Origin of the sequence: Spinactinospora alkalitolerans, from assembly GCF_013408795.1 — a bacterium.
GTDB lineage: Bacteria > Actinomycetota > Actinomycetes > Streptosporangiales > Streptosporangiaceae > Spinactinospora > Spinactinospora alkalitolerans.
Genome location: NZ_JACCCC010000001.1, coordinates 4,003,144 through 4,019,188, shown reverse-complemented (window position 1 = coordinate 4,019,188; position 16,045 = coordinate 4,003,144). Strand labels below are relative to the sequence as shown.

Genomic DNA, 16,045 nt, shown 5'->3' with positions numbered 1-16,045 from the left:
CCATATCTCTCCATATCTCATATACCATGCACCGTACATTGAAATTGATCTCTGTCAATGGTCTCCGCATAGAAAATCCTGGAAGCCGGAATCGCCATTCTTGTGGAAAGGCACAGATCGGATGGGCCGATGCCGATCGCCGGCATCAGCCTTTTTCCGTCCGGTCGACTAAATCAGTGGGAAATCATCTGCTCAGTGAATCTCCGGTTCGTCGGTGACCCCGGGACGAGCGAGGAAATCGAAGTCGCAGCCTTTGTTGGCTTGGCTGACGTGTTCGCGGAAAAGAGCTCCGTACCCTCGTTCCGGACGCGGTGGGGCCGGTGTCCACCGCCGCCGGCGGCGCTCCAGTTCCGCCCCGTCCACCAGCAGGTCCAGCCGCCGCCCCGGCACGTCCAGACGTATCGGGTCGCCGTCGCGGACCAGCGCCAGTGGGCCGCCGATGGACGACTCCGGCGCCACGTGCAGGACGCAGGTGCCGTAGCTGGTCCCGCTCATCCGGGCATCGGAGATCCGCACCATGTCGCGCACCCCGCGCCGGAGCAGCCGCTTGGGGATGGGCAGCATGCCCCATTCGGGCATGCCCGGGCCGCCCTGCGGGCCGGCGCTCCGCAGGACGAGCACCGAGTCCTCGTTGACAGCGGTGTCCGGACTGTCGATGCGGGCGACCAGGTCGTTGTAGTCGGCGAAGACCACGGCGGGCCCGGTGTGCCGGAGCAGCTTCGGGTCGGCCGCGCTGTGCTTGATGACGCAGCCGTCGGGGGCGAGGTTGCCGCGCAGCACCGCGATTCCGCCTTCTGCGGCCAGGGGAGCCTCCCGGGGTCTGATGACGTCGTCGTCGTGCACACCGGCGCCGGACAGCGCGTCGCCCAGCGTGCCGCCCGCCACCGTGGGACGCGAAAGGTCGAGCAGGTCGGGCAGTCGGCTCAGCAGCCCCGTGAGTCCGCCCGCGTAGGCGAAGTCCTCCATGAGGTGGCGACCCGAGGGCCGGACATCGGCCAGGATCGGGACCCGGCGGCTGAGGGCGTCGAAATCGTCGAGCGACAGCTCGATCCCGAAGCGGCCCGCCATTGCGATCAGGTGGATGACGGCGTTCGTCGATCCGCCCAAGGCGAGTACCGCGACGACGGCGTTGCGGAAGGACGAGGCCGTCACGATCGTGGACGGCCGCGCGTCCCGCTTGACCAGTTCCACCACCGTGCGCCCGCTCTCCGCGGCCATCCGGGAATGGGCGGAGTCCACCGCGGGGATGGACGCGGAGCCGGGCAGCGCGAGGCCGAGGGTTTCGGCCACCGACGTCATGGTCGACGCGGTGCCCATCGTCATGCAGTGTCCGGCGGAACGGGCGATGCCGCCCTCGATCTCGCGCCACTCGCAGTCGCCGATCACCCCGGCCTGGCGGTCGGCCCAGTAACGCCACTGGTCCGTCCCGCTGCCGAGTACGCTGCCGCGCCAGCGTCCGCGCAGCATCGGACCGGCCGGTACGAAGACCGACGGCAGATCGACGCTGGCGGCGCCCATGATCAGTGCGGGCGTCGTCTTGTCGCAGCCGCCCATCAGCACCGCGCCGTCGACCGGGTAGGAGCGCAGCAGCTCCTCGGCCTCCATGGCGAGCAGGTTCCGGTAGAGCATCGTCGTGGGTTTCTGGAACGGCTCCGAGAGCGAGAGCGCGGGCATCTCCACGGGGAAGCCACCCGCCTGCAGGACACCCCGCTTGACCTCTTCGGCCCGGGTCCGGAAGTGCCCGTGGCACGGGTTGATGTCGCTCCAGGTGTTCAGGATCGCGATGACCGGCCGGTCCTTGAAGTCGGCCTCGCTGTAACCGAGCTGTTTGGCGCGGGATCGGTGGCTGAAGCTGCGCAGGTCGTCAGGGCCGAACCAGCGGTGGCTGCGCAGCCGTCGGGGATCGAACTCCGGTGACATCTGTGCCTCCGTCAGACGTCGGGGGTGTGCGTGGCATGGCGAGCGGACGCTCCTTCCCGGGACCGCGCGGGTGGGCTGCGCGCTGCGGGTGCGTCCGGAGCAGGGGTGGAGACGGCGGGAAGGACAGGTCAGCTCGCGCGGAGTTCAACGGAGAGCCGTTTGCCCGGCGCGATCAGGTCGGGATCGGTGAGGATGTCGAGGACGGTGACGGTCGGGGGGCCGGTCGTGATCTCGGTGAGTGCGGATTCGAGCTGCTCCTCGGTGCGGATGGTCACTCCGGTCGCACCGAGGCCGCGGGCGACCGCGGCGATGTCGACGGGGCCGATGTCCACAGCGGCCAGTTGCCCGTAGGCGCGGGCCTGGTGCATCGCGATCGTTCCGTACAACCCGTTGCGGAACACCGCGACCGTGAGGGAGAGCCCCAGGCGCACAGCGGTCTCGACCTCCGGGCCGGTCATCAGGAATCCGCCGTCGCCGACCGTGGCCAGCACGTGGCGGTGCGGTTCGGCGAGCGCCGCGGCCACTCCGGCGGGCACCGCGTAGCCCATGGCTCCGTTGATCGGCCCCAGTTGCGTGTGGGGGCGGGTGAAGTTCCAGTGGCGCTGCACGAAGGCGGCGAAGTTCCCGGCGTCGTTGGTGACGACCGTATCGGCGGGCAGCGACCGCTGGATCGCCGTGACGATCCGCGCCGGGTCCAGTCCGGCGGAGGGGTCGACCGCCTCGGGTGCCCGGGTGCCGTCGAGGTGGCGCTGGTGTGCCGCCTCCCAATCACGAGCCGGGGGACGCCCGGGAGCGCGGTCGGCCAGCGCGGCGAGCGCCCCCGTGACGTCGGCGGTCAGGCGTTGCACGGGCGGTGTCCCCGTGCCCAGGGGCTGGGGCGCGATGTCGATCTGCACCACATCGGTGCCCGGGGCCGGGAGGGTGTAGCCCTGACTGGTGATCTCGTCCAGCCGGCTCCCGGCCAGGACGACCAGGTCGGCCGCGCGCAGCGCGTCGAGGGTCGGCCCGCCGCCCAGGCCCAGGTGCCCGAGGTAGAGCGGGTGGTCGTTGGGGAAGAGGTCCTGGCGGCGGAAGCCCGTGTAGACGCCGCAGCCGAATCCTTCGGCGACGGCGCGCAGCGCCTTGGAATCGCCGCGTGCCCCGCTCCCCGCGATCAGCACCGGGGCCCTGGCCGCCAGCAGCCGCTCGGCCAGCACGCTGAGGTCGGCCTGGGCCACCGCGGGCCGCCCCGCGGACCCGGAGGCCTGATGGATCGGGGGAGTGGGAAGGTCGGTCCGCTCGGTCAGCAGGTCAGAGGGGAGCGCGATCACGACGGGGCCGGGACGTCCGGAGACGGCGATCTCGTAGGCTCGGCCGATCAGGTCGCAGATCCGGTCGGCCCGGTGCGCCGTGACCGCCCACTTGGCGACGGGGGTGAAGAAGGCGGTCAGGTCGACCTCCTGGAACGCCCCTTTGTGCAGGTGATCGGAATCGACCTGGCCGAGGAGGACGATCAGCGGGGTGGAGTCCTGGTAGGCGGTGTGCACGCCGATGGCGAGGTTGGCGGCGCCGACTCCGCGGGTGGCCATGGCGACCGCGGGGCGGCCGGTGAGCTTGGCGTCCGCCTCGGCCATGAACGCCGCACCCGATTCGTGCCGGGTCGAGACCAGGGTCAGGCGCGGGTCGGCTTCGACCGCGGTGAGCAGGGGCATGAAGCTCTCCCCCGGAACGGTGTAGAAGCGCCGCACTCCGGCCTCCGCCAGCAGGTCGACGGCTGCCGCGCCGATCTCGCGGCCCGACGCGGTCACGGCGTCCTCCGCCCGCCGCCCGCACCGGCCAGGCGTTCCACGACCAGGGCCAGCGCGGCATGGTCGGCATCGCCGTCACCGGACGCGATCAGCGCGTTGAAGAACTGCCGCACCAGCGCGGTCGTCGGGAGCGGAACCCCGGCTTCGGACGCCGCCTCCAGCGCGATGCCGAGGTCCTTGTCGTGCAGTCGGGTCTTGAAGCCGGGCTCGAAGGCGCCGTCGAGCATGCGCCGGCCGTGCACCTCGAGGATCTTGCTGCCCGCCAGCCCGCCGAGCAGGGCCTCGCGCACCCGGTCGGGAGCGACGCCGCTGTGCCGCGCCAGGGCCAGCGCCTCGGCCACCGCCTGAATGGTCCCGGCGACGATGACCTGATTGCACGCCTTGGCGACCTGCCCCGAGCCGTTCCCTCCGATCAGGGTCACCCTCGTTCCCAGCGCCGCGAAGATCGGCCTCGCGCGTTCGAACACGGACTCCTCCCCGCCGACCATGATGCTCAGTGCGGCGTCGACCGCTCCCTGCTGCCCGCCGCTGACCGGAGCGTCGAGCATCCGCACCCCCTGCTCGGCCAGGGTGTCGGCCAGCTCGCGGGTCACACCCGCCGAGATCGTGCTCATGTCGATGAGCAGCCCGCCCTCGCGCAGGGTCGAGGCGATGCCGTCCTCACTCAGAACCACCGTCCGGACATCCGGCGCGTCGGGCAGCATCACGATGACGACGTCGGCTTCGGCGGCGGCCGCGGCCGGACTGCCCGCGGGCTTGGCGCCCGCGGTGGCGAGTCGGTCGACCGCTTCCCTGCTGCGGTTGTGCACGGTCACGTCGAAACCCGCCGACACCAGGTTCCGAGCCATCGGCTCCCCCATGAGCCCGAGGCCGACGAACCCGATCTTCGTTTCTCCCGGGCGGTACTCCACTGCGGTCACGCCGCACTCCTTCCGCTCGCTACTTCGCCGTGGGGCCGAGATTCGCCAGGTGTTCCGCGTACTCGGTGCGAGTGCGCGAATCGGGAGGATAGGTGCCGCGCAGAGGACGCCCCTCCTCGATCTTGGCGAGGATGAACGCCTCTTGGCGCTCCTGCTCCGCTGCGGGACCGGCGATCTCCTCGGCCAGGTGCCGGGGGACGCAGACCACCCCTTCGGCGTCGGCGCACATCACGTCACCGGGGTAGACGGGGACTCCGGCGCATCCGATGGGCGTCTGCAGATCGACCGCATGATGCTGGACCAGGTTGGTGGCCGCCGACACCCCGGCGGTGAACGCGGGAAGAGGACGGCGGGCGATGTCGGGGGAGTCGCGCAGTGAGCCGTCGGTGATGAGACCCGCCACGCCGCGCATCATCAGCCGGGTCACCAGGATCTCCCCCGCCGAGGCCGCCCGACCCTGTCCGCGGCAGTCCATGACCAGGACCTGCCCCTCCGGCACGGACTCGACGGCCAGCCGCTGCGGATGATCGTAGTCCTGGAAGACCTCGACCCGGTCGACGTCCTCGCGGGCCGGGATGTAGCGCAGGGTGAACGCCTCGGCGACGAATCGGCTCGCATCGGGATTGAGCGGGCGGAGACCGTACAGGAAAGTGTTGCGCAGCCCCCGCCGGAACAGCTGAGTGGCGATGGTGGCCGTACTGGCTTGGCGTAGCAGGTCGAAAGTGCTCGTCGGAAGCTTTGCAGGGCCGTCCATCGTCAGGTCATCCCTTCAGGTCGAAATTCTCCATCATCTGGTCGGCGAACCGGTTCATGTGCTCCCTGGCCTCGTGCTCGGCCTCCCGGGGATCGCGGCGCGCGACGGCGGACATGATGCGGTGGTGCTCCTCGTGCTCGCCCTCCCAGGTCTTCTTCTGGGCCCAGCCCGCGATCGCGATGAGCGCGACGAGGTCCTGCAGTCCGTCGAGATAGCGGCACAGCAGCGGGTTGCCGCACGAGAGGTAGAGCCGCCGGTGGAACCTCCGGTTGAGTAGCTGCAGTTCTGTCCGGTCGCCCTGCCTGCCCCGCTCGGCGGCCTCCTCGAGCAGCCGTCCGGCCTCTTCGATATCGGCGTCGGTCATGTTCCGGGCCGACATCGCGATGGCCGCCGGTTCGAGCAGGTCCCGGGTCTCGTAGACGGAACGGACGAGCTCGGGGGTGACGGTCTGCACCGTCATCCCCCGATACTGGCTCTGGTCGATCAATCCCGACCCCACCAGGCCGATCAGCGCCTCGCGCACGGGAGTCTTGGACACTCCGAACAGCTCCGAGAGTTCGCGTTCCACGAGCGGCTGGCCGGGCACGAGCTTCCCGGAGAGGATCGCTTTGCGGATGGCGTCCGCGACCACCTGGGAGCGTGATCCCTGGAAGGCCGGCGCCGGCAGGAGCCTCTGGAGCCCGGTGCCGCCCCCGCCCGATCCGTCAAAGCCTATTGTCATGGCACTCGTCCCTCTCACTGGCGTCGGCGACGCCAGTATGGCGTGGCGGAAACCGCCTCAAGACGGACATGTCGGCGCCGTCTTGCGGTGCATCCCCACACCCTCGGAACGGTGACCTGAATCATATACGGCATGTAGTGCATGGTATATGAGACACCGCAATGAAAAAAGAGGCGGTCACGGCCAATGAGCAGAATGCCGAGCGCCGGATGTGCAGGTGCCTACCCGCCGTCTGAAGAGCCCATCGGGAGCGGACGTCGAAGAACTCCGCCACCACGTCCCAGAACCCGCGCAGGGCCGACACCGGCCATCACCGCGGCACCCAGCAATCCGGCAGGCCGAGATCGTGCTCGGTGCGGAGCCACTTCGCGGAACGCGGCCATCCGGTCGGCCACCGCGGTCGCCCACATGCGAACGGGCCCGGCGAGCCTTGCTCGCCGGGCCCGTTCACGTGTGCCGGGTGCGATGCGGCGGTCGCCTCTCGGCGCGTGGCGCAACGCGGCTCCGAGACCGTCCGGCCCTCCCGCGCCGGGCGCGGGTGCCGGTCCGCGGTATTCCGCGAAGGCGATGGGTGAGGCCCGGGGGACACTTGCTACCGCATCGACCCGCACCCCGCACAACCACATGGCGCGGGCGGATATTCCGCGGTGCCGCTCCGCCGGGTGCGGAGCCTGGACACGGCTTCCGCGCATCGACCGGTTTCCATGTGCTTCGGTGTCGCTGTGCGTCACACCCCTTCGGCCTGCGGGTTGACGACCGTCGCTCCGGGGCGGCCGATCAGGTGGGAGGCGCATCGATGGGCGAGCGAGGTGCGCAGCCGCCCGGCCGCTTCCGTGGAGTACCAGGCGACGTGGGGGGTGTGCAGGATCCGCGGGTGGTCGATGACGGGGGCGCCGTGCCGCGGTGGCTCGGTTTCGAGCACGTCAAGGGCTGCTGCGGAGGGCCGCCTCTTGTCCAGCGCGTCGAGTAGCGCGGCTGTGTCCACGAGCCCTCCACGGGCGACGTTGACGAGCAGCGAACCGGGCGGCATGAGGGCGAGCCGGTCTCGGCCGATGATGTGGCGGGTGTCCGGGGTGAGCGGGCAGTGCAGCGAGAGCACGTCGGAACGGGCGATCAGGTCATCGAGATCGGTGTGGGTGGTTCCTGCGGGCAGCAGGTCGACGGCATAGGGATCGTGGGCGAGGGTGCGGCCGAAGAGCCCACCGATCTGGCGCAGGAGTTCTCGGCCGATGCGTCCGAGACCGACGAGTCCCAGGGTGCACTCGGACAGGGGGCGGATCGGTTCCAGCGCGGTCCACTCGTTCCAGCGGCCACTCGACACAAGGGCGGCCGCTTCCGGCAGGGGCGGTAGCCGCGTCGCTCACCGGGTTCGGACCAGATCGGCCAGGAGGTCGAGTTGGTCGGGATCGGCGAGTGCGGAGCCGACGGCGACGACCTTGCAGCCGGCGTCGAGGAAGGCCCCGGCGTTCTGCGCGTCCACGCCCCCGGTGGCCACGAAGCGCGCACCGGGGAAGGGGGCCAGCTGGGCCGTGATCCATGCGGGCGTCAGGCAGGCCGCGGGGAAGGCCTTGAGCCATGGGTTGCCCGACTTCAGGGCTCGCGTGATCTCCGAGGAAGTGGCCACGCCCGGCAGGTGGGGCAGTCCGGCGGCGACCGACGCCTGTGCGACGTCCTCGTCGAGCCCTGGAGCCACGGTGAATGCGGCGCCGGCCTCGGAGACGTCGCGCACCTGGTCGACGGACGCGACCGTGCCGGCGCCGACGGGCCGTCCGCGTTCGCGGCCGGCGGCGACGGCGGCGCGCAGCGAGGGAAGGGCGTCGGGGGTCTGGACGGGTACCTCGACGACGTCGATTCCGACGTCCCAGGCTCGCTCGCAGAGCCGCACCGTGCGATCGGTGTCCATGCCGCGAAGGATGGCCATCACGGAGGTCCGCGCGAACATCTGATCGAAGAAGGCGGACGGTCCGGTGGTCTGCCGGATGTGTGCCATGCGGGTCTCCTCGTTTTCCGGGTGGTCGAGACGGCCGGTGCCGTACGTGGCGGCCGAGGCGCTCAACGGGGTGTGCGGGGGCGTGCTGACGGGTCCCGATGCCCCGGGGCAGGGAGCGATCGGGTCGCCCTCCCGTGCTGCGGGCCGGGTCCGGCTGCCGGTGGTCTTCCCGGCTCTTCGGCCGCGTTCCGCCGTTCGGTGGGACGCGCTCCCATCGGGAGGACCCCGGACCGGGCGGGCTGCGGGCTCCGCGGAGTCCGTCCGGTGCGGGGCGCCTGCGGGTCCGGTTCCGGTCGGCTCAGCCGATGAGGTTGCCGATCTGCTGCTGGAAGGTGAGCGCGGCGAGGACGCCGAAGAGAAGGAGCGACCAGATCAGAGCGCCCAGCCGCACGCCCGTGATGCGGATCGGCTTCGGCAGCATCCTGCGGTTGGTCGCGATGAGCAGGCCGGAGTAGATGAACATCATCGTCCCGCCGGTGCAGGCCGAGATGATGGCCAGCGTGAGCGGCTGCGTCAGGCCCGCGAGGATGACGATGAGACCGATGACGACGAGCCCCCACACGAGGCCCGCGTAGACCCTGCTCTCCGAAGCCTTCGGGAAGTAGCTGGTTTTGAGCACGTCGGCCGCCAGCCTACTGGTGTAGTCGACGATGCCCAATGCGGCGGTGAACATCGACACGGCGCCGACCACCCAGAAGAAGTAGCCGAACCAGGCGCCGACCATGTCCATGAGCCGCTCGCCCTCGATCCGCAGGAACGAGATGTCGTTGCTGAGCCCCGGTTCGCCGAAGACGGTCGCGTACGCCAGGAGCGACATGAACGTGATCGACAGGAACGAGATCACCACGAAGGTCAGGAGCTGTTCCTTGTTGGCGAAGCGCCACCAGCCCCGCCAGTGGGCCAGGTTCTGCTCGGTCGGTCGGAAGATGAACCCCGCCTGCCCTCGGGCCTCGGTTTCCCTGGTCAGCGGCGAGACGATCTTGGGGATGTAGCGCCCCATGCCAAAACCCTTGTCCCGGATCCAGTTGCTCTGGACGAGGTTCTGCCCGCCACCGGCTCCGGCGAAGGCGAGGGCCCCCAGCAGGACGGCGAAGCCGAGTTCGGCGGGGAACCCCGGCTCGGTGACGATCGTGGGTGCGTCTCTCCAGGCGGAGGCGCCCAGCGCGAAGACCGCGGCGACCGCGATGAGGAGCAGGAGCGCGGCGACCTTGAGCATCTGGGCGCGTTCGAGTGCGTTGTAGACGATGGGCGCCAGCGTCAGGATGAGGCCCACCAGGACGAGGATCACGGCGGATATGACGGCCACGTCCCCGCCGAAGAGGTAGGTCACCAGCGTCGCCGAGCTCGTCGCCCAGGCGGGCCAGATGTTGGCGAAGTAGGCGAGGATCGCGAACACCAGGCCCCAGTGCTTCCACAGCCGGCTGAAGCCGGTGATCGCGGTCTCTCCGGTGGCGAGCGTGTAGCGCTCGATCTCCATGTTCAGGAAGTACTGGGTGAGCAGCCCGAGCAGCGCCGCCCAGACGAAGGTCAAGCCGGCCTGCGAGGCGATGTAGGGGAAGAGGATGAACTCTCCGCTGGCCATCCCGACGCCCGCGGCGACGATTCCCGGCCCGATGTAGCGCCACTGCTTCGACGGCGGTGCGGGCAGGTCGCGTACCTGCGGCCGGGGGATGTGCTTCGCGGGAAACGCCAGGGAGGGGTCGAGGACGCCCGCGTCCTTGCCGGGACTTCTGGTCATGGGATTTCCTTTCCTGCTCTGGCTCGTGCTCCGCGCCTTTTTCCGGACGTGTCCATGTCCGGCGCGCTCGCCGACCGCAGCGCTTCAGCGTTGGACGTCCTGGTCGGCGGCCAGCAGGGACAGCTCCTGCCGCCGGGGCAGCGCCTCCCAGTCGCCCGGAACGGTCACGGCGAAGGCGCCGGTGACGGCGGCGGTCGACAGGCGCTCGTGAACGCCGCCGCCGGTGAGTTTCGAGGCCAGGTAGCCGGCGACGAAGGCGTCTCCCGCGCCGACGCTGTCGACGGTGTGGACCGGCACGGCCGGGACCTCGATCGTCTCCCCGCAGATCCGGGCGGTCGCTCCGTGCCGGCCCCGTTTGATGACGACCTCGCCGGGGCCCAGAGCGCTGAGCTCACGGGCGAGGTCCTGCGGCTGCACGCTGCCGGGGTCGTCGACGCCCAGGGCGATGCGGGCCTCGTCGTCACCGGCGAAGAGCATGTCGGCGTCGGCGGCGAGTTCCCGGAACACGGGAGCCGCCGTGGCCGCGTCCCACAGTTTCGAACGGAAGTTGAAGTCGAGGCACACCGGGACGCCGGCCGAGCGGGCTCGGCGCACGGCCTGCCGGACGGCGGCCGCCGGTTTTTCGCCGAGGGCCGGCGTGATGCCCGAGATGTGCAGCGTCTCCGCCTGCTCGATCACGCCGTCGGGCAGGTCATCCGGTGACAGGTGGGATCCGGCGCTGCCGTGCCGGTAGTAGGAGACGCCGGCGACCGTCCCGGTCCGCCGCTCTCGCAGCATCAGGGCCGTGGGGGCGTCGTCCCGGCGCACCAGGCACCGCACGCCTTCGGCGAGGAGGTTCCGCTCGATCAGGTCTCCGACCGGGTCGCGGCCGAGCCGGCCGATCCAGCATGCGGGGACGCCCAGGCGCGCGAGGCCGATGGCCACGTTGGATTCCGCGCCTCCCATGCTCAGGCGCATGCTGCGGGCGAGGAAGAGCGGACCGACGTCATCGGGGACAAGGAGGCCGAGCGTCTCCCCGAGCGTGACCACTCCTCCGCTGGACGGCGTGTTCATCGCGACGCCCCCTCCGCGGCGCCCGCGGCCACTCCGGTCGCGTTCCGGACGGCCACGGCGCCGGAGCGGGAACCGCCGCCGAGGTGCGGTACCGCGGCTGCGATGGTCCTCCCGAGCGGGCACCGCGCGTAGACGCGGCGGGGGCGGGATCGGGAAGAGGCGGTGTCAATGGGCACGGGGGTTTCCTTTCCTCGGTGGCGCTGTGCCTTTCGACCTGCTGAGGTGTTGACGGTGACGGCGGGTGGCCGGTGACCCGGGCGGTCAGGCACCGAGCCTGGCCGACACCTCCTGGGCCGCGGCGATGACCTGTTCACCGATTTCGTGGAAGCGATCGGGCGTCAGGCTGTAGTCGGGACCTGCGACGCTGATGGCTGCGACGGGACGTTCCTGCGCGTCGACGACGGCCGCGGCGACGCCGCGGATGTGGGGCTCGTTGTAGACGTCGTCGACGGCGTATCCGCGTTCGCGCGCCAGTCTGAGGACCGAGCGCAGGGCTTCGGGCGTGGACGGTGTGTTGGGGGTGTGGACGGCGAGCCCCGCCTCCAGGACCGACTCGACCACCCCCTCATCTGCCCGGGAGAGGTAGGCGAGTCCGCCGGCGGTGCTGTACATCGGCTGCCGGCTGCCGATCCGCGAGGCCATCTGGACGGGGCGCGGAGCCTCGTACTTGTCGACGTAGACCATCCAGATGCCATCGGGCACGAAGAGGTGCACGGTTTCGGCGGTCTCCGCGACGAGCCGGCGCAGCATGTCGGCCGCCGTGAAACGCAGGTCGAGACCTGCGAGGTAGGCGCTGCCCAGGCGCGCGGCGCCGGGACCGAGCCGGTAGCGCCCGGTGTCGGCGTCGACGTGGAGGTACCCGCGGTCCAGCAGGGGCGCGGCGAGTCGGATCACCGTGCTCTTGGCCAGGCCGGATCGGGCGGCGAGTTCGGTGAGGGAGCATCCCCCCGCACCGTGGTCCTCGGCTACGACCTCGATGAGGTCGAGGGCACGTCGCAGCGAGCTCGACGAGTTGCGTGGGGAGGCGCCGCGCGGTCCCGCCGCGGGTCTGTTGACCATGATCCGATTCACCTCTCGGCCGTTCCGGGCTGGAAAACCTGCCTTGCACATGGCGCGACGTGCAGAGAAACCCTTGTATTTTGCAATGCAGAATATCGTTTTGCATTTCGGCTATGATGCATCATGCACGACGGGACGCCCGCTCGACAAGTACTCGCCATCGGTGACGCGCAGGGCGGGCGAGTCGAGAAGGCAGAACCACGACCAGCACCAAGGAGTTCCGCACCGATGAACCAGCAGTCCGAGCTCTCGACCGTCGCCGCTTCCGCGCTCCTTCGGGCGAGCAGCGAGATCTTTTGCGCCATTGGCGTCCCCGAGGCCGACAGTCGACTCATCGCGGTCTCGCTCGTCGAGGCCGATCGTCGGGGAACCCACTCCCACGGCGTCATGCGACTGCCGCTCTACATACGAGCCGTGCAGACCGGCGGGATCGTGCCGGACGCCCCCATGCGCTGGACGCGTGGGCACGGCGCGACAGCCGTGCTCGACGCGGCCGACGGCTTCGGGCAAGTGGCGATGGCGCACGCCGTCGACAAGGCCCGCGACCTCGTCCGCGAGCACGCGACGGCGCTCGTCGCCGTCCGGGGCAGCTCGCACTACGGCGCCGGAGCGTACTGGGCGTCGCAGCTGGCCCGCGAGGGCCTCATGGCGCTCCTCGCCTCGACCACCGGCGCATCGGTGACCCCCTTCGGCGGAGCAGAGAAGCTGCTCGGAACGAACCCCCTGACCATCGCCTTCCCGACCGGCGGCGACGACCCCGTGGTCCTCGACATGGCCACCAGCGCCGGCGCCTACGGGCGCATCGTGGAGGCCGGGAAAGAGGGGCACGAGATCCCGGAGGGGTGGGCCGTGGACGCCGACGGCGTGCCGACCACGGACCCGACCGCCGCATTGGCCGGAGCTCTCCTGCCCTTCGGTGGACACAAGGGCTCCGGGCTGGCCACCCTGCTCGAACTGCTCGCGGGACCGCTCGCCGGCGGCAGGATGGCCGCCGAGACCACCGACATGTGGGCGGACCCATCGGTCCCGATGGGCACCGGCCACCTTCTCTGGGTGGTCGACCCCGCCGGAGTGCACGGCAACGCCGCGGCCGTCTCCCGCGCCGCGGCCTTCCAGCAGCGCCTCCGAGATGTGACGCCGGCACGAGCGGTCCGGGAAGTGCTCAGCCCGGGCGACGTCGAGCACCGCAACGCCGCCCGCAACGCCGACCGCGTCCCGCTGCCCGCCTCGGTCCTCAACGACCTCGCCGCGATGGCCGAGCAGATGGGAACCCACGACCCGAGGTCTGCGGACGAGAGCTGACCGCAGGAGGCAGGAGGCCCAGGCGGGGGCGTACCGCCGGATGCGCCTGCGCGGAAGGGAGCGGTCTCAGCGAGGGCATGGTCGGTGGGGATCCGGACGGGAGCGTGGTCATTGTGGAGCTCACCGGAATGCCCTGTGCCGTGCGTCCCTCAGTCCAGTCGAGCGGATCTTCGCCCTTCCGCCGCTGCTGTGGCCGCACATCGAAGGCCCGCTGCAGTTGGAGGTGGCCGCGGCGATCGCCACCGCTTTCACCGGGCCGAATGAACAGGTCGTCTCTTGATGAGGGAGTGTTCTGGGAACGGTGTGTCCGTCATCGGCCGAGCGTCGCCCACTGTGGTGTGCTCCACATGTGCTCGGCGGTTCCGGACCGTCCCGACAATCGGTGGTATTCGACGGCAGTCGAATCGGTCGGGGGCGGACCAAACGGCGCGAAACGGCACGCACCGGCAGTGGACGGCATGCGGGGGAGCGGTCCCATAATCCCTGGGGCCTGCGTCTCCGCAAGGGCTCCGGCGAGTGTGGGACACGGCCGTTCGGAAGGCCGCGACGCCGGAGGGGAGTGGACTCCGTGGTGACGGCCACGCCCACTTTTCGGGAGACGGTGACGCCGCTCAGGTCAACACCATGAATCTACGTTGTAAAGGCGCAGGTTTTGATGTAGTCGGTTCTTTCTTCCGCGTGACCAAGTGCCGGGTCAGGCCCTGAGGCGACGTAGTCGGTGCCTGAGGTGTTGCTGCTCGGCGAGATTGACGGTGGTGGCGATGGCTCGTCGGTAGGCGTCGGCCGCGTCGTTGGGTCGGTTGGCCTGCTCCAGGAGGTGGGCGCGTACGGCGTCGAGACGGGGAAGGCCGAGGTGGTCGGCTTCCAGTGCATCGATCCTGGCGAGGGCGACGTCGTTTCCTCAACCATGGCCTGGGCGACGATGCGGTTCAGGGTGATGGTGGGGTTCTGGTGGCCGGTCACGAGTTCGAGGAGCCGGTAGAGCACGAGGATCTCGTCCCAGTCCGTTGACGCGGTGCTGGGGGCTCCGGCGTGCAGTGCTGCGATGCAGGCCTGGAGTAGGTAGGGGCCGGGTCTGGCACCCGGGGTGGCCTGTTCCACGAGGCTGGTTCCCCGTCCGCCGCGGTTTCGCCCCCGACCCAGTAGGCGGCCAGAGCGGTCTCCCCGGCAGGGGCGTCGACCGCCAGTACGACCGCCTCGCGCACGTCGGGATGCTGGGCCAGCACCGCCTCCACCTCGCCGGGTTCGACGCGGTGACCGCGGATTTTCACCTGAGAGTCCGAGCGGCCGATGAATTCGAGTTCGCCGTCACCACGCAACCGGACGATGTCACCGGTGCGGTACAGCCGTGCTCCCGGCCGACCGCTGTACGGGTCGGGGAGGAACTTCTCGGCGGTCAACCCAGGGCGGCGGTGATAGCCGAGACTGACCGTGTCGCCACCGATGTACAGTTCGCCGCGCCCGCCCGGCGGCACCGCGCCGAGCCGGCCGTCCAAGACGTAGAGCAGCGACGAGGGCGTCCGGCGTCCCAACGTGATGTCGTCGGCGTCCCGGACCTCGCCGAACGTCACGTAGACGGTGGTCTCGGTCGGTCCGTAGCCGTTGTAGAGCCGCTCGGTCCGACCGAGCAGCTCACCGGCGAGCGAGCCGGTCAACCGCTCGCCCCCACCGATGGCCCGCACTCTGCGTCGCCCGTCGTCCCCGAGACCTCCGCTCACCAGAGTCCGCCACAATGACGGGGTGGCGAGGACCGTGGTGACACCGTGCGCGTCGATCAGATCCAGGAGTCCGGCGGTGTCCCGGGCGTCAGGTGCCAGAACCACGGTCGCCCCTCGTGCGAGCGGGACGAACACGTCGGTGATGGACATGTCGAAAGCGAAGGAGGCAACCGCGAGGACCACGTCATGCGCGTCGAGTCCCGGCCTGTGGTCGCCGATGGCGTCGGCGAGCGCAGCGAGTGCGCCGTGCTGGGCGAGCACCCCCTTGGGCTTCCCGGTCGATCCGGAGGTGTAGATGACATAGGCGACGTCGTTGCTTTCAGCGCGGCGGCACGTTCCCCCGCCCTCGGATGCGTCCGTCAGCGCGTTCAGCGTAAGGGAGCGCGGATGGTCGGCTATGTGATCGGGGACGGCTCCGTCGAACAGGATGAGGGCCGCGTCGGCGTCATCGACGATAAGGGAGAGACGCTGTTCGGGGTGGTTCGGGTCGAGCGGCAGGTAGACGCGCCCGGCGAGCATGCACCCCAGAGCGGCGGCGACCGTGCGTGGTGTGCGAGGACCGCACACGCCTATCCAGTCGGCCGCGCCGCTGACTTCGGCGATGGCCCGGGCGAACTGGTGCGATTCACCGACGAGCCGCCGGAAACTCCACGTCTCCCCTCCCCCGACGACCGCCGTTCGTTCCGGTGAGTGCTCCGCGGCGGCCATGATGGCGTCGGTCAAAAGCGGCCGCCGCGGTGCGTCGGTGCCGTCCTCGGTCGCTGCGGTCATGATGAACTCCGTCCTCAGTGGCGAGATCCGCGCGGCGGCTCGTCCGGGGCCGAAAGAGCGGCCGCGGCAGACTGCGTGTAGCCGCGCGGCGGCCGCCGACCATGCCACGAGTCTCGGCCCCGCGCGTGTGAGGAGCAACAATTCTGTTCGGTCTCTGTGTTGCAGGGCGACCGGATGGAGGCGGTGAGTTTCTATCCTTTTCCCTGCTCATTCGGCTTTTCGTTGCATAGTCGCGGCAGACGGGCGGTACCGAATTGTCCTCAATGCTGTGCTGTGCGACCTTGCAAATCCCTGTTGTTCTGGGGCGGGGAG

Annotated in this window: 13 protein-coding genes; 2 read left to right on the top strand and 11 right to left on the bottom strand. The window is 70.1% G+C overall.

Features of this window, described 5'->3' with window-relative positions:
* Nucleotides 1-192: 192 nt before the first annotated feature.
* The 10 genes from araD to HDA32_RS17760 all read right to left on the bottom strand — a co-directional run bounded on the left by araD (nt 193) and on the right by HDA32_RS17760 (nt 11,942).
* Nucleotides 193-1,920 carry an L-arabinonate dehydratase gene (araD, locus tag HDA32_RS17805; protein ID WP_179644256.1) on the bottom strand — a complete coding sequence of 576 codons (1,728 nt, stop codon included), beginning with the start codon at nt 1,918-1,920 and terminating at the stop codon, nt 193-195.
* Nucleotides 1,921-2,048: 128 nt separating this feature from the next.
* Complete coding sequence (locus HDA32_RS17800) at nt 2,049-3,707, bottom strand: thiamine pyrophosphate-dependent enzyme (RefSeq protein WP_312863231.1); 1,659 nt, start codon at nt 3,705-3,707, stop codon at nt 2,049-2,051.
* Entirely contained in the window at nt 3,704-4,627 is a 924-nt protein-coding gene (locus tag HDA32_RS17795) for a 2-hydroxy-3-oxopropionate reductase (RefSeq protein WP_312863230.1), read from the bottom strand. Before HDA32_RS17795 ends, HDA32_RS17800 begins: the two co-directional genes overlap by 4 nt.
* Nucleotides 4,628-4,646: 19 nt before the next feature.
* Nucleotides 4,647-5,381, bottom strand: a complete 735-nt coding sequence (locus tag HDA32_RS17790; RefSeq protein ID WP_179644255.1) for a ribonuclease activity regulator RraA — start codon at nt 5,379-5,381, stop codon at nt 4,647-4,649.
* Between the two features lie 7 nt (nt 5,382-5,388).
* Nucleotides 5,389-6,102: a GntR family transcriptional regulator gene (locus HDA32_RS17785; protein ID WP_179644254.1), complete on the bottom strand. Its 714-nt coding sequence runs from the start codon at nt 6,100-6,102 to the stop codon at nt 5,389-5,391.
* Between the two features lie 727 nt (nt 6,103-6,829).
* Nucleotides 6,830-7,444 carry an NAD(P)-dependent oxidoreductase gene (locus tag HDA32_RS17780; RefSeq protein ID WP_281370507.1) on the bottom strand — a complete coding sequence of 205 codons (615 nt, stop codon included), beginning with the start codon at nt 7,442-7,444 and terminating at the stop codon, nt 6,830-6,832.
* A gap of 18 nt (nt 7,445-7,462) precedes the next feature.
* The gene (locus tag HDA32_RS17775) at nt 7,463-8,092 is read right to left on the bottom strand and encodes a bifunctional 4-hydroxy-2-oxoglutarate aldolase/2-dehydro-3-deoxy-phosphogluconate aldolase (RefSeq protein WP_246334405.1); all 630 of its coding nucleotides are present in this window, start codon (nt 8,090-8,092) and stop codon (nt 7,463-7,465) included.
* Between the two features lie 298 nt (nt 8,093-8,390).
* Nucleotides 8,391-9,830 (bottom strand): Nramp family divalent metal transporter, encoded by a 1,440-nt coding sequence (locus HDA32_RS17770; RefSeq protein WP_179644252.1) that lies wholly within the window; start codon nt 9,828-9,830, stop codon nt 8,391-8,393.
* An 84-nt stretch (nt 9,831-9,914) separates the two neighbouring features.
* Nucleotides 9,915-10,883 (bottom strand): sugar kinase, encoded by a 969-nt coding sequence (locus tag HDA32_RS17765; protein ID WP_179644251.1) that lies wholly within the window; start codon nt 10,881-10,883, stop codon nt 9,915-9,917.
* 261 nt (nt 10,884-11,144) lie between these two features.
* Nucleotides 11,145-11,942, bottom strand: coding sequence for an IclR family transcriptional regulator (locus HDA32_RS17760; protein WP_179644250.1), 798 nt, complete (start codon nt 11,940-11,942; stop codon nt 11,145-11,147).
* A gap of 228 nt (nt 11,943-12,170) precedes the next feature.
* Here HDA32_RS17760 and HDA32_RS17755 point away from each other — a divergent pair, with 228 nt between their 5' ends.
* Together HDA32_RS17755 and HDA32_RS17750 are read left to right on the top strand one after the other, a co-directional pair.
* Complete coding sequence (locus HDA32_RS17755) at nt 12,171-13,244, top strand: Ldh family oxidoreductase (RefSeq protein WP_179644249.1); 1,074 nt, start codon at nt 12,171-12,173, stop codon at nt 13,242-13,244.
* A 718-nt stretch (nt 13,245-13,962) separates the two neighbouring features.
* Complete coding sequence (locus HDA32_RS17750; protein WP_179644248.1) at nt 13,963-14,226, top strand: hypothetical protein; 264 nt, start codon at nt 13,963-13,965, stop codon at nt 14,224-14,226.
* Here the strand turns inward: HDA32_RS17750 and HDA32_RS17745 are convergent.
* Nucleotides 14,204-15,733 carry an amino acid adenylation domain-containing protein gene (locus HDA32_RS17745; protein ID WP_179644247.1) on the bottom strand — a complete coding sequence of 510 codons (1,530 nt, stop codon included), beginning with the start codon at nt 15,731-15,733 and terminating at the stop codon, nt 14,204-14,206. The genes HDA32_RS17750 and HDA32_RS17745 overlap by 23 nt on opposite strands.
* Nucleotides 15,734-16,045 lie beyond the last annotated feature (312 nt).

What these genes read in the sequence shown, in the direction of transcription:
- HDA32_RS17760 (WP_179644250.1), bottom strand. Translation starts at nt 11,942, where the DNA reads ATGGTCAACAGACCCGCGGCGGGACCGCGCGGCGCCTCCCCACGCAAC.
- HDA32_RS17770 (WP_179644252.1), bottom strand. Translation starts at nt 9,830, where the DNA reads ATGACCAGAAGTCCCGGCAAGGACGCGGGCGTCCTCGACCCCTCCCTG.
- HDA32_RS17790 (WP_179644255.1), bottom strand. Translation starts at nt 5,381, where the DNA reads ATGGACGGCCCTGCAAAGCTTCCGACGAGCACTTTCGACCTGCTACGC.
- araD (WP_179644256.1), bottom strand. Translation starts at nt 1,920, where the DNA reads ATGTCACCGGAGTTCGATCCCCGACGGCTGCGCAGCCACCGCTGGTTC.
- HDA32_RS17775 (WP_246334405.1), bottom strand. Translation starts at nt 8,092, where the DNA reads ATGGCACACATCCGGCAGACCACCGGACCGTCCGCCTTCTTCGATCAG.
- HDA32_RS17785 (WP_179644254.1), bottom strand. Translation starts at nt 6,102, where the DNA reads ATGACAATAGGCTTTGACGGATCGGGCGGGGGCGGCACCGGGCTCCAG.
- HDA32_RS17765 (WP_179644251.1), bottom strand. Translation starts at nt 10,883, where the DNA reads ATGAACACGCCGTCCAGCGGAGGAGTGGTCACGCTCGGGGAGACGCTC.
- HDA32_RS17755 (WP_179644249.1), top strand. Translation starts at nt 12,171, where the DNA reads ATGAACCAGCAGTCCGAGCTCTCGACCGTCGCCGCTTCCGCGCTCCTT.
- HDA32_RS17745 (WP_179644247.1), bottom strand. Translation starts at nt 15,733, where the DNA reads ATGACCGCAGCGACCGAGGACGGCACCGACGCACCGCGGCGGCCGCTT.